The 12,567-nt window shown below is 60.9% G+C and carries 11 protein-coding genes; 4 read left to right on the top strand and 7 right to left on the bottom strand.

The window, feature by feature from the left end; translation table 11 throughout:
• Positions 1-141 precede the first annotated feature (141 nt).
• From fdhF to GDN47_RS27035, 6 genes are all read right to left on the bottom strand, one after another.
• The gene (fdhF, locus tag GDN47_RS27060; protein WP_113354293.1) at positions 142-3,021 is read right to left on the bottom strand and encodes a formate dehydrogenase subunit alpha; all 2,880 of its coding nucleotides are present in this window, start codon (positions 3,019-3,021) and stop codon (positions 142-144) included.
• A gap of 5 nt (positions 3,022-3,026) precedes the next feature.
• Positions 3,027-4,583: a formate dehydrogenase beta subunit gene (locus tag GDN47_RS27055; protein WP_113354294.1), complete on the bottom strand. Its 1,557-nt coding sequence runs from the start codon at positions 4,581-4,583 to the stop codon at positions 3,027-3,029.
• A complete protein-coding gene (locus GDN47_RS27050) occupies positions 4,580-5,059 on the bottom strand; it encodes a formate dehydrogenase subunit gamma (protein ID WP_113354295.1) in 480 nt (159 codons plus the stop codon). The genes GDN47_RS27055 and GDN47_RS27050 overlap by 4 nt, the downstream gene beginning before the upstream one ends.
• Before the next feature lie 160 nt (positions 5,060-5,219).
• Entirely contained in the window at positions 5,220-6,116 is an 897-nt protein-coding gene (locus GDN47_RS27045) for a LysR family transcriptional regulator (RefSeq protein ID WP_113333661.1), read from the bottom strand.
• A gap of 70 nt (positions 6,117-6,186) precedes the next feature.
• Positions 6,187-6,525, bottom strand: a complete 339-nt coding sequence (locus GDN47_RS27040; protein WP_113354296.1) for an ArsR/SmtB family transcription factor — start codon at positions 6,523-6,525, stop codon at positions 6,187-6,189.
• Positions 6,526-6,627: 102 nt separating this feature from the next.
• Positions 6,628-7,398: an SDR family NAD(P)-dependent oxidoreductase gene (locus tag GDN47_RS27035; protein WP_152094659.1), complete on the bottom strand. Its 771-nt coding sequence runs from the start codon at positions 7,396-7,398 to the stop codon at positions 6,628-6,630.
• Positions 7,399-7,495: 97 nt separating this feature from the next.
• On the opposite strand from GDN47_RS27035, the gene GDN47_RS27030 reads away from it, so the two are divergent.
• On the top strand, positions 7,496-8,269 hold the full coding sequence (locus GDN47_RS27030) for a DeoR/GlpR family DNA-binding transcription regulator (protein WP_113333658.1): 774 nt from the start codon (positions 7,496-7,498) through the stop codon (positions 8,267-8,269).
• 114 nt (positions 8,270-8,383) lie between these two features.
• Positions 8,384-9,895 (top strand): glycerol-3-phosphate dehydrogenase, encoded by a 1,512-nt coding sequence (gene glpD, locus GDN47_RS27025; protein ID WP_113421293.1) that lies wholly within the window; start codon positions 8,384-8,386, stop codon positions 9,893-9,895.
• Positions 9,896-9,904: 9 nt separating this feature from the next.
• On the opposite strand, the gene soxR is transcribed toward glpD, so the two are convergent.
• On the bottom strand, positions 9,905-10,369 hold the full coding sequence (gene soxR, locus GDN47_RS27020) for a redox-sensitive transcriptional activator SoxR (protein WP_145636333.1): 465 nt from the start codon (positions 10,367-10,369) through the stop codon (positions 9,905-9,907).
• A gap of 73 nt (positions 10,370-10,442) precedes the next feature.
• Here soxR and GDN47_RS27015 point away from each other — a divergent pair, with 73 nt between their 5' ends.
• Complete coding sequence (locus GDN47_RS27015) at positions 10,443-11,018, top strand: NADPH-dependent FMN reductase (RefSeq protein ID WP_152094658.1); 576 nt, start codon at positions 10,443-10,445, stop codon at positions 11,016-11,018.
• A gap of 166 nt (positions 11,019-11,184) precedes the next feature.
• The gene (locus GDN47_RS27010) at positions 11,185-12,396 is read left to right on the top strand and encodes an acyltransferase family protein (protein ID WP_113354301.1); all 1,212 of its coding nucleotides are present in this window, start codon (positions 11,185-11,187) and stop codon (positions 12,394-12,396) included.
• Positions 12,397-12,567: the final 171 nt, after the last annotated feature.

Genomic DNA, 12,567 nt, shown 5'->3' with positions numbered 1-12,567 from the left:
GTCGGATGAGGGGGGCGAGGAGCGACGGCTCCGAGCGTCCTGAGCGCGAGCGAAGGGCCATTCTTCCCGCGCGAAAAGACCCCCTCATCCGCCCTGCGGGCACCTTCTCCCCAAGGGGAGAAGGAGAAAGCATCCTCAAACTCACTCCGCAGCCTCCATCTTCCCAACGATGCGCCGGGACTGCCGGGCCTGTTCATCATACTCGACCTGCCACTGCGATGGACCATTCGAGGGCGAGACCTGCACGGCCGTCACCTTGTATTCCGGGCAGTTCGTCGCCCAGTCGGAATAATCCGTGGTAATGACGTTCGCCTGCGTGTCCGGATGATGGAACGTCGTATAGACGACACCGGGCGCGACGCGGTCGGTAATCAACGCCCGAAGCGTCGTGTCGCCGGATCGGCTGCTGAGCCGCACCCAATCGCCCTCGCGGATGCCGCGCTGCTCGGCATCGTGTGGGTGGATTTCCAGGCGATCCTCCGCATGCCAGACGACATTCTCGGTACGCCGCGTCTGGGCGCCGACATTGTACTGACTGAGGATACGCCCGGTCGTCAGTAGCAGCGGGAAGCGCGGGCCGGTGCGCTCGTCCGTCGGCACATATTCCGTGCGAATGAACTTGCCCTTGCCGCGCACGAAGCCATCGACATGCATGATCGGCGAGCCGAGCGGCGTCTTCTCGTTGCAGGGCCACTGCACCGAGCCCATCTTTTCCAGATAGTCGTAGGAGACGAGCGCGAAGCTCGGCGTCGTCGCGGCGATCTCGTCCATGATTTCGGACGGATGCGTATAGTTCCAGCCGAGACCCATGGCCTGCGCCATCTTCTGTGTCACTTCCCAATCGGCATAGCCGTTGCGCGGGGTCATGACCTTGCGCACGCGGTTGATGCGGCGCTCGGCATTGGTGAAGGTGCCGTCCTTTTCCAGGAAGGTCGAACCGGGCAGGAAGACGTGGGCGTAGTTGGCGGTCTCGTTCAGGAAGAGGTCGTGGACGACGACGCATTCCATCGCAGCAAGGCCGGCCGCAACATGCTTGGTGTCCGGATCGGACTGGAGAATGTCCTCACCCTGGATGTAGATGCCCTTGAACGTGCCTTCGACGGCGGCATCGAGCATGTTCGGAATACGCAGGCCCGGCTCGTTGTTGAGCTTCACACCCCAGAGCTTTTCGAAGATATCGCGGGTCGCATCGTCAGAGATGTGGCGATAGCCCGGCAGCTCGTGCGGGAAGGAGCCCATGTCGCAGGAGCCCTGCACGTTGTTCTGTCCGCGCAGCGGATTTACGCCGACGCCCGGACGGCCGATATTGCCCGTCACCATGGCAAGGTTGGCGATCGCCATGACGGTGGTCGAGCCCTGGCTGTGCTCGGTGACGCCGAGACCGTAATAGATCGCGCCATTGCCGCCCTTGGCAAACAGACGAGCAGCACCGCGTACGAGTTCCGGAGAAACGCCGGTGTATTTTTCCGTTTCCTCCGGGCTGTGCTGCGGTTCGGAAACGAAGGCAGCCCAATCCTCGAATTCGGACCAGTCGCAGCGCTCGCGGATGAATTTCTCGTCGAACAGGCCTTCCGTCACGATCACATGCGCCAGTGCCGTCAGAATGGCGACATTAGTGCCTGGCTTCAGCGGCAGATGATAGCTGGCTTCGACATGCGGCGTGCGCACAAGATCGATGCGGCGCGGATCGATAACGATGAGCTTGGCGCCTTGGCGCAGCCGCTTCTTCAGGCGCGAGCCGAAGACCGGATGGCCATCCGTCGGGTTGGCGCCGATGACGATGACGACGTCGGAATGCTCGACGCTGTCGAAATTCTGCGTGCCGGCGGAGGTGCCGAACGCCTGGCCGAGGCCGTAGCCTGTGGGAGAATGGCAGACGCGGGCGCAGGTATCGACATTGTTGTTGCCGAAGCCTGCGCGCACCAGCTTCTGCACCAGAAAAGTCTCTTCATTGGTGCAGCGCGAGGAGGTAATGCCGCCGATGGAATCGCGGCCATACTGATATTGCAGCCGCTTGAACTCGGTGGCGATATGGGCAAAGGCCTCATCCCATGTCACTTCACGCCAGGGATCGCTCACCTTCTCGCGGATCATCGGGTTAAGGATGCGATCCTTGTGGGTCGAATAGCCATAGGCGAAGCGGCCCTTGACGCAGGAATGGCCGCGATTGGCCTGGCCGTCCTTCCAGGGCACCATACGCACCAGCTCCTCGCCGCGCATCTCCGCCTTGAAGGAGCAGCCGACACCGCAATAGGCGCAGGTGGTGACGACCGAATGCTCCGGCTGGCCGATCGAGATCACAGATTTCTCGGTCAGTGTCGCCGTCGGGCAGGCCTGCACGCAGGCGCCGCAGGAAACGCACTCGCTGTCGATGAAACTCTCATGCATGCCGGGCGAGACCCGCGAGCCGAAGCCGCGGCCCTCGATCGTCAGCGCAAACGTGCCCTGCACTTCCTCGCAGGCGCGCACGCAGCGCGAGCAGACAATGCACTTCGAAGGATCATAAGTGAAATAGGGGTTCGACTCGTCCTTCGGCATCCATTTCAGATTGATGTCGCCGTTGTTGCGCGCCTTGACGTGGTTGTCGCCCTCATAGCCGTAGCGCACATCGCGCAGGCCGACGGCGCCAGCCATGTCCTGTAGCTCGCAATCACCATTGGCGGCGCAGGTCAGGCAGTCGAGCGGGTGGTCGGAGATATAGAGTTCCATCACGCCGCGGCGGATGTCCTTCAGCCGGCCGGTCTGCGTGTGAACGACGAGGCCGGGTGCCACAGGCGTCGTGCACGAGGCCGGCGTGCCGTTGCGGCCTTCGATCTCGACGAGACAGAGGCGGCAGGAGCCGAAGGCATCGACCATATCGGTGGCGCAGAGCTTCGGCACCTGAATGCCTGCTTCCATCGAGGCGCGCATGATCGACGTACCCTCGGGCACCGTGATCTGGCGACCGTCGATGGTGAGCGTCACCATGGTTTCGGATGTGGAGGCCGGCGTGCCGTAATCGATTTCTGGAACGAGGGACATGGGTCTTACTCCGCCGCTTCAATCAAGGGAGCCGGAGAAAAATCCTCCGGAAAATGGGTCATCGCGCTCATGACGGGATAGGGCGTGAAGCCGCCGAGCGCGCAGAGCGAACCGAACTTCATGGTGTTGCAGAGATCGGCAAGCAGCACCCGGTTTTTCTCCGGCTCGATCCCTCGCGCGATCTTGTCGGCCGTCTCGACGCCGCGCGTCGAGCCGATGCGGCAGGGCGTGCACTTGCCGCAGCTTTCGACCGCGCAGAATTCCATGGCGAACCGCGCCTGCTTCAGCATGTCGGCGGTATCGTCGAAGACGACGATGCCGGCATGGCCGATGAGACCGTCCTTGGCCGCGAACGCTTCATAGTCGAACGGTGTGTCGAACAGGGCGCGCGGGAAATAGGCTCCCAGCGGACCACCCACCTGCACGGCCTTGACCGGCCGCCCTGTCGCTGTGCCGCCGCCGATCCGGTCGACGATATCGCCGAGCGAAAGACCGAAGGCCGTCTCGTAGAGGCCGCCATGCTTGACGTTGCCGGCGATCTGCAGCGGGATCGTGCCGCGCGACCGGCCCATGCCGAAATCGCGATAGAAGGCAGCACCCTTGTCCATGATGACGGGGACCGAGGCGAGCGAGATCACATTGTTGATGACGGTGGGACAGTTGAACAGGCCCTTATGCGCCGGCAGCGGCGGCTTGGCACGCACGATGCCACGCTTGCCCTCGAGGCTGTTCAAGAGCGCCGTTTCCTCGCCGCAGACATAGGCGCCGGCGCCGGTGCGGATTTCCATGTCGAAGGTTTTGCCTGAGCCGAGCACGGATGCGCCGAGAATACCGGCCTTGCGCGCGATTTCCACGGCTTCCGTCATCGCGGCGATCGCATGCGGATATTCCGAACGCGTATAGACGAAGCCCTTGGTCGCGCCCGTCGCGAGGCCTGCAATCGCCATGCCCTCGATCAGCACGAAGGGGTCGCCTTCCATGATCATCCGGTCGGCGAAGGTACCGCTATCGCCCTCGTCCGCGTTGCAGACGATATATTTGCGTGTCCCCGGCGCATCGAGCACCGTCTTCCACTTGATGCCGGTCGGGAAACCCGCGCCACCGCGGCCGCGAAGGCCGGAATCGGTCACTTCCTTGACGATATCGCCAGCAGCCATGCCGGTGGCGCGGCGCAGACCTTTCAGGCCGCCGTGCGCTTCGTAATCCTGAAGCGAAAGCGGGTCGGTGATGCCGCAGCGGGCAAAAGTCAGGCGGGTCTGTTCCTTGAGGAATGGGAGGCTTTCGACCTCCCCAAGACAGAGCGGATGCTCGCCGCCTTCGGCGAGCCCGGCATCGAATAGTGCGGGAACATCCTTGGCCTTCACCGGTCCATAGCCGATGCGCTTGCCGTCGATCTCGACTTCGACCAGGGGCTCGAGCCAGAACATGCCGCGCGAGCCGTTGCGCACGATGCGCGCATCGAGCCCGCGCTTGGCAATCTCCTGCGTGACGGCTTGCGCCACCTTTTCCGCACCCAGCGAAAGGGCGGCGGCATCGCGGGGAATATAGATGGTGATCGTCATTGGCGCGCCTCCTTGACAAGGTCTTCGGCGCTTTCGTCGTCGAGCCGGCCATGCAGCTCGCCGTCGAGCATCGCAGCCGGAGCGCAGGCGCAAAGCCCGAGACAGTAGACCGGTTCCAGCGTGACACTGCCATCGAGCGTGGTCTGATGGAAATCGACGCCCAGCAACTGCTTGACGCGCTCCGCCAGCGCATCGCCGCCCATCGACTGACAGGCCTCGGCGCGACAGAGCTTCAGAACATGGCGGCCTGCCGGATGATCGCGATAGTCATGATAGAAGGTCATGACGCCGTGCACTTCAGCGCGGGAAAGGTTCAGTGCCTTGGCGATCAGCGGCAACGCATCCTGCGGCACATAACCGAATTCTTCCTGGATCCCATGCAGGATCGGCAAAAGCGGCCCCTCCATCGATTTCATGCTATCGATGATGGTGCCGGCCCGGGTTGCGACATCGCCCGCGGCCTGATTCAAGCTCATTAGCAGCCTCCCGCGCATAGCTCCGAAGATCGAAGGCGAATCTTCGGAAAAGGCCTATGCGGCATTTCCTCCTGGCGCGCGATCGACACGCCATGCCGTTAAGGTCGCAGGGAGAAGGCTGGGGATCAATAAGGCAGTCTCGTTGCTCGATAGAAAATTTCTATCGATTCTCGTCCTCTTCCGCGAGTAGTCTCGCCTCATGCAGCAAGGCAGAGACGAGCGGCGTAAAGGGCTCGCGATGCGTGGCGACAAGGCCGACAAGGTGCTCGGCGTCAGGTTCAGTGATTGGGATCTTATGAATATCCGCCGGAAAACCGAAGGAATCAGCGATATTCTTCGGCATGATGCTCGCCCAGCGCCCGGTCTGCACATGCGAAAACAGCACGATCATCGAATTGGATTCCAGCGTCGGCCTCGCCGTTGCGCCTGCCTCGGCAAGATGCCGATTGATGATGCGGCGATTCTGCATGTCAGCAGTCAATAGACAAAGCCGAAGATCGCCGACTTCCTTCCAGGTGACGGTCTTGCGCTCGGAAAACGGGCTGCCCGCCGCGGTGATCAGGTGATAGCGCTCGGCATAGAGCGGCACGCTGGTGACGCGGCCGAGCGGCTCGTTCTCCAGATAGGTGATGCCGGCATCGATCTCAAGATTTTCCAGCAGGCTCAGAACCTGCAGCGAATTGCGCGACAAGATGGAGAAGGTGACATCGGGATGCCTTTCCTGGAAAGGCGTAGTGATTTTCTGCACCATGGCAAGCGCCGTCGGAATGGCGGCGATCCGGATATGGCCGGCAAGGCCCTTGCGCGCCGCGCGCATCTCCTCGCGCATCGTGCGGCTGTCGCCGACGATGCGACGGGCCCATTCCAGCACGCGCTGTCCCTCGGGCGTCAGTCCCTGAAAGCGCGAACCGCGGCTAACAAGCATCACGCCAAGCTGGTCCTCCAGCTGGCGGATGGCCGCAGACAGGGTGGGCTGCGTCACGCCACATTCTTCCGCGGCGCGGCCAAAATGCTTCTGATTCGCCAATGCTATGAAGAATTCCAGCTTGTCGATCATCCCGCTCTCCCGCGACGAAAGAGTTAGACCGACAGCATGGCGAGCGCAACATACAAAGCGGCCTCAGGGTTCAGCGATCGGTCTGACAAAACGCCTTCTGCAGCGACTCAACGACGGCGCAGATTTCCGACCGCGCGACGGCATAATGGATGAGTCGCCCTTCGCGGCGCGTATCGACCAGCTTGTCCAGGCGAAGGCGTGCCAAATGCTGCGACACGACGGCCTGCGGCAGATCAAGAAGAGCCTCGAGCTCCATCACCGTTTTCTCGTGCTTGGCAAGCGTGAAGAGAATTGCCAGGCGGGTCTCATGCGATAGTGCTTTCAGCAGGGCGCTCGCCTTTCGCGCCGTGTCAGTCATTTCCTCAACATCACGTTCCGCTGCACCGCCCTGCGGTAGAGACGACGACATATGACAGCCTCTAGTAAGAAATCCCCCAGAGGTATGCTTATAATATTATCAAATCAGAAGCTGATTCAAAAAGACACGGAAAACCAAAAAAGGTCCGTTTTATCAGCAGATAAGCTGCCCGCCATTGATCTCGAGCACCTGCCCGGTGATGTAGCCGGAAAGCAGGGGCGCTGCGAGAAAGAGATAGGCGGGCGCGCAATCTTCGGGCGTTCCCAGGCGCTGGAGTGGGATCGATTTGCGCGTCTGCTCCAGCTTCTCTCTCGAGGAATAGCGCTCATGAAAATCGGTTGATATCGTGCCGGGAGAGACGCAATTGACCCGTATGCCATCAGGTGCCAGTTCGCGCGCCAGTGCTTTCGAGTAGGTTGCGACAAAGGCCTTCGAGGCGGAATAGATCGCCGATCCCGGGCTGCCGCCGGTCCGTGCCGAAATCGAAACCGTATTGACGATCGCCGCCTGCCCGGCTGCCCGCAGCAGCGGCAACAGTCCTCTCGTCACCTCCATCACGGAAGTCTGATTGAGATGAACGATCTGCTCGTATTGTTCGTCCGTAAGCTCGCCGGCTGGGAATCGCCCGACCATGGTGCCGGCATTGTTGACAAGCACGTCGATGCGGTCGAAACGCTCGCCGGCAGCGCTGACGAAATCGCGCGTGCCATTGCGGGCGGCGAAATCGCCGGCAATGAGAAAGGCGCGGCGCTCGGCTTCCGCTTCCATCAGAAAATCAGGCAAATCGCGACTGCCATCGCGGCCAACATGAATAAGGACATGGGCTCCGCAATCGAGAAACTGGCGCGCGACCTCCAGCCCGATGCCACGGCCGGCGCCGGTGACCACGACGTTGCGATTTTCGAATAGCTTCGGATGAAACACGATGACCTCCCAAACCGCACTATTCGCGCGCCGGTAATTGCGGAATTTTCACTTTATCATATGATGACGAAAAAACGAAAGAAAGGGAGCGAAAACCATGTTCCTGTCCGGGCGTCAGACAGAGATCCTCGAAATCGCCAAGGCGGAGGGCCGCGTGCTGGTGGAAGAGCTGGCGATGCGCTTCTCGGTCACGCCGCAGACCATTCGCAAGGACCTGAACGACCTCTGCGACGGCCGCGTGCTATCGCGCGTGCATGGCGGCGCGATCTTTCCCGGCGGAACCGAGAACGTGAAATATGAGGCGAGACGCTCCATCGCCGCGCCCGAAAAACAGGCGATCGGCCGCGCCGCAGCAAGCCTGATCCCCAACAACAGCTCGCTTTTCATTAATATCGGCACAACGACGGAAGCCGTCGGCGAGGCACTCCTTGGCCACCACGAACTGATGGTCATCACCAATAATATCAACGTTGCCAATAAGTTACGTATTTTCCCATCCATCGAAGTCGTGATTTCCGGCGGCGTCGTGCGCGGCTCGGATGGCGGTATCGTCGGTGAAGCCGCCGTCGACTTCATCAAGCAGTTCAAGGTGGATTACGCTGTCATCGGCGCCTCCGCGATTGACCCCGACGGCGCGCTTCTGGATTTCGATTTTCGCGAAGTGAAAGTCGCGCAGGCCATCATCGCCAATGCGCGGCACGTCATTCTCGTCGCCGACAGCACCAAATTCGAACGAACCGCTCCGGTTCGCATCGGCCATCTATCGCAGGTTCATACCTTCGTAACGGACGAATGCAGCATCGAATCCGTGCGCTCCATCGCCGCGGAACATGACGTGCATCTTGTTGAAACCTCTCGCAGACCAGCTTGATCGGCGCGCTTTCCGTCAAGAAACGTTCGTTTGACATTCGTATCTGTTTCGCTTTAGATGGATTAGTTTCGATTTTCCATCTTCAGGGGATGGCTGACCTTTGCGGAGGGGCGGGTGAGCGAGCAGGTCTACGATATTTTCGTTATCGGCGGCGGCATCAATGGCTGCGGCATTGCCCGCGATGCCGTTGGGCGCGGCTATAAGGTCGCGCTCGCCGAGATGAACGACTTCGCCTCCGGCACGTCGTCGGGCGCCACCAAGCTCATCCATGGCGGGTTGCGCTATCTCGAACATTACGAATTCCGTCTCGTGCGCGAATCGCTGATGGAGCGCGAAGTGCTCTGGGCGATGGCGCCCCATATCATCTGGCCGATGCGCTTCGTCCTGCCCTATCACAAGGGTGGCATCCGCCCGGCCTGGCTGATCCGCCTCGGCCTTTTCCTCTACGACCACCTTGGCGGACGAAAGCTGCTGCCACCGACCGCGACGCTGGACATGAAGAAGGATCCCGCGGGCAAGCCGCTGAAGGCGCTCTTCACCAAGGCTTTTGAATATTCCGACGGCTGGGTCGACGATGCCCGCATGGTGGTGCTGAATGCGCGCGATGCGGCCGATCGCGGCGCAACGATCATGCCGCGGACGAAAGTGATCTCCGCGCGCCGCGAAGGCGCGGTTTGGGCGATCGAAACGGAGAATACGATCAGCGGCGAGAAGCGCCAGTTTCGTTCGCGCATGCTGGTCAATGCCGCGGGTCCCTGGGTCGATCAGGTGCTCGCCGGTGCCTTCGGCAAGAACCAGGTACACAATGTCCGCCTCGTCCAGGGCAGCCATATCGTCGTGCGCAAGAAGTTCGATGATCCCCGCGCCTATTTCTTCCAGAACCCGGACAACCGCATCATCTTCGCCATCCCCTACGAGCAGGACTTCACGCTGATCGGCACCACGGATCGCGACTACAAGGACGATCCGAAGGATGTGAAGATCACGGCAGAGGAGACGTCCTATCTCTGCAACGCCGCCAGCGAATATTTCAAGGAGCCGGTAAAGCCCGAGGATATCGTCTGGACCTACTCGGCCGTCCGCCCGCTCTATGACGATGGCGCATCGAAGGCGCAGGAAGCCACGCGCGATTACGTGCTGAAGGTCGAAGGCGAAGAAGGCCAGGCACCGCTGCTCAATGTCTTTGGCGGCAAGCTCACCACTTATCGCCGCCTCGGCGAACATGCGCTGGAGAAGATCGGCGAGGCCATCGGCCTGAAGGGTACGCCCTGGACTGCCGGCAGTTCGCTGCCCGGCGGCGACTTTCCGGTTCGCGGCTATGAGGCCGAAGTCTCCAAGCTCAAGTCGCGCTATTCTTTCCTTGCCGATCCGCATGCCCGCCGCCTCATCCGCCGCTACGGCACACGCGCCGCCATGATCCTTGGCAACGCAAAGACGGTCGCCGATCTCGGCCGCTATTTCGGAAGCGATCTCTACGAGGCGGAAGTGCGCTACCTGATGGAACAGGAATGGGCGTATAACGCCGCAGACATCTTGTGGCGGCGCTCCAAAAAGGGTCTTTATCTTTCGAAGGAAGAAGCCGCAGCTCTCGACGGCTATATGGCAGAGAGCCACGTCCACGCCTGAGTCGCCAATTCACTCTCCGGGATCGAGCAGCCGCGGGCCTGCGCCTTCTTCGGAAAGCACATCCCACGGATTGCGCAAGGGACAGCTATCGAGCGAAAGGCAGCCGCAACCGATACAGCTGTCCAGCTGATCGCGAAGTCCCTGCAGGCGCTTGATGCGAGCGTCGAGATCGTCCTTCCACCGCTCCGAAAGCGCCTTCCAGTCGGACGCGGTCGGCGTGCGCCCCTGCGGCAGCGATTGAAGAGCCGCCTGAACCTCGGCAAGCGGAATACCGACGCGTTGGGCCACCTTGATGATGGAGACTCGCCGCAGCACTTCGCGCGGATAGCGCCGTTGGTTGCCGCTGCTGCGATGGCTCTCGATCAAGCCTTTCGCCTCATAGAAATGCAGCGCCGATACGGCCACGCCGCTGCGCGCCGCCACCTCGCCAACAGTCAGCAGCTTCGGAAATTGAGCCGGATCGATTTTTCCCATTTTCGCTATTGACCTCAACTTTACTTGAGGTTTTATAACCCTGGCTCCGAACCGCGTAAAGCAGGAGCAAGACATGACAGAAAGAACCCGGCTGGCGATCATCTACGGCAGCACGCGTCCCGGCCGGCTGTGCGACCGGGTGGTCAATTGGGTTGCCCGCGAATTGGCACACTATCCGCTTATAGACATCGATCTGGTCCATCCCCTCGAATTCGATCTGCCTTTCGCACACAATCGCGAGCATCCGGGCGTCGCGGCCCTATCGGAGCGGCTTTCCGATGCCGATGCCTTCATCGTGGTCACGCCGGAATACAATCACAGCTTCACGGCCTCGCTGAAATTCGTCCTCGATCTCGTCTATGAGCCCTGGCATGGCAAACCTGTCGCCTTCGTTTCCTATGGCGGAGTTTCCGGCGGCCTGCGCGCGGTCGAACAGTTGCGGCTCGTCTTTGCCGAACTCCATACCGTCACCGTGCGCGATACTATCAGCTTCGCCAATCCGTGGGGCAGATTTGCCGAGGATGGCACATTGGAAAACCCGCTCGATGCCAGAAAATCGCTCGTTGTCATGATCGCGCGGCTGACTTGGTGGAGCAACGCCCTGAAACCGGCGCGCGCCACGCGCCCCTATCGCTCCGCCGCCGCCTGATCCTTATCCCAGTAATCCGATCTCTCGTTTCTGGCAGGTGCGGGAGATCGGTCCGACGCCCGGACCCGGCACCACGGGTCCGGGCGTCCTGCCTTCAAGGATCACGCTTGCCGAAACCGTCGCAATGACCTAACCCAATAGAAGGAGATCTCGGGCGGATACGCGAATGGAGAACGCCAAGCGGCTGGGAGGAGCGGATTTCGTGCGCGCTGTCGCATGTCTGATGGTGCTTGTTCACCATCTCGTGCTCCGAATGAATTTCTACAAAATCCCGCCGGATCTGGACATGACCTTCATAATCGCGCGCTTCGGCAATCACGGCGTCTCGGTCTTCTTCGTCCTCAGCGGTTTCCTTCTTGCACGTCCCTTCTGGCTGGCACTGGATAGAGCTCAACCCCTACCTTCGCTGAAGATCTATGCCATGCGCCGCGCCGCACGCATCCTGCCGGGTTTCTGGTTTGCCCTGACGTTCGGCTTCGTGATCAGCTTCACCATCTACGGCTTTCCGCTCGATGCAGAACTGGTCGGCCGCTATATCGCCGGTTTCTTCCTGATGAGCCAATGGCACTGGCGCACCTTTTTCCCGGTGCAAGGCGATGGGCCGCTATGGTCGATCCCCTTCGAGACGACCTGCTATGTTCTCATGCCGATCGGCTTCCTGCTGTTGTTTCATCCGAAACTGAGAACCCGTTCCATTCTTGTCAGCCGTGCGCTCTGGATCGGCATTATCGCAATATCTCTGGTCGGCCATTGGCTCGTGGTCACCTATCTTCCAACCGACAATGTCGGGCGCGGATGGCAATATGGCTTCCAGGGCGGCGCCAAGGAATGGATGCCGCGCTACAACCCGATCGGCTTCTTTGCGATATTCGCGATCGGCGCGCTCGCCGCCGGCATTCAGACACTCCTCCCAGCCCGACGCTCAGCGATCTATGACATCATCGGCGCACTCGCGATCATCATGGGCGCGTGGCAGTTGCCGCAGTCGATCGGCGGTGCTGCGGAGGGCTACGCCTGGCTCGGCATTCCCTATCAATTCCCGCTGCTTCCCCTGGCGGTCGCGATTGCGCTTTGCACGCTTCCCCAATCGCTGCTGCTGGCAAAGCTGCTCGACAATCCTGTCAGCCGTTATGTCGCCACCGTCTCCTTCGGCGTCTACATCTGGCAGGATATCGTGTTGACCTTGATGCCGCAGCTCTTTCCCTCATCCTTCGGCGCAGGCTCGGATGACGTGCTGGGCGGCTGGATCGTCTCAAGCCTGGTTGCAACCACCGTCATCTTCGCCATCGGCACGCTGAGCTATGTCCTGCTCGAACGCCCCGTCATCCATTGGGCACGGACACGGGAAAACAAACAAATGCAGCCCGTAGCTGCGTGATATAGGGCAATCGCATGTGAGGTGCGTAGACACCACAAACTCCTTCTCCCCTCGGGGAGAAGGTGGCCCGAAGGGTCGGATGAGGGGGGCGACCGATTTGGATGCGGGGATTTTCGTGCTCTTGGCAACACCCCCTCATCCGCCTGACGGCACCTTTGTAACTTCCCTTTC

Source organism: Martinezella dioscoreae (assembly GCF_009176305.1).
GTDB lineage: Bacteria > Pseudomonadota > Alphaproteobacteria > Rhizobiales > Rhizobiaceae > Rhizobium > Rhizobium dioscoreae.
Note: the sequence above shows the minus strand (reverse complement) of the source record. Positions and strands in the feature narration are given on the sequence as shown.

Coding starts and splice junctions, on each gene's coding strand:
- fdhF (WP_113354293.1), bottom strand. CDS start 3,021: ATGTCCCTCGTTCCAGAAATCGATTACGGCACGCCGGCCTCCACATCC.
- GDN47_RS27040 (WP_113354296.1), bottom strand. CDS start 6,525: ATGTCGTCGTCTCTACCGCAGGGCGGTGCAGCGGAACGTGATGTTGAG.
- GDN47_RS27015 (WP_152094658.1), top strand. CDS start 10,443: ATGACAGAAAGAACCCGGCTGGCGATCATCTACGGCAGCACGCGTCCC.
- GDN47_RS27010 (WP_113354301.1), top strand. CDS start 11,185: ATGGAGAACGCCAAGCGGCTGGGAGGAGCGGATTTCGTGCGCGCTGTC.
- GDN47_RS27045 (WP_113333661.1), bottom strand. CDS start 6,116: ATGATCGACAAGCTGGAATTCTTCATAGCATTGGCGAATCAGAAGCAT.
- GDN47_RS27030 (WP_113333658.1), top strand. CDS start 7,496: ATGTTCCTGTCCGGGCGTCAGACAGAGATCCTCGAAATCGCCAAGGCG.
- GDN47_RS27050 (WP_113354295.1), bottom strand. CDS start 5,059: ATGAGCTTGAATCAGGCCGCGGGCGATGTCGCAACCCGGGCCGGCACC.
- GDN47_RS27055 (WP_113354294.1), bottom strand. CDS start 4,583: ATGACGATCACCATCTATATTCCCCGCGATGCCGCCGCCCTTTCGCTG.
- soxR (WP_145636333.1), bottom strand. CDS start 10,369: ATGGGAAAAATCGATCCGGCTCAATTTCCGAAGCTGCTGACTGTTGGC.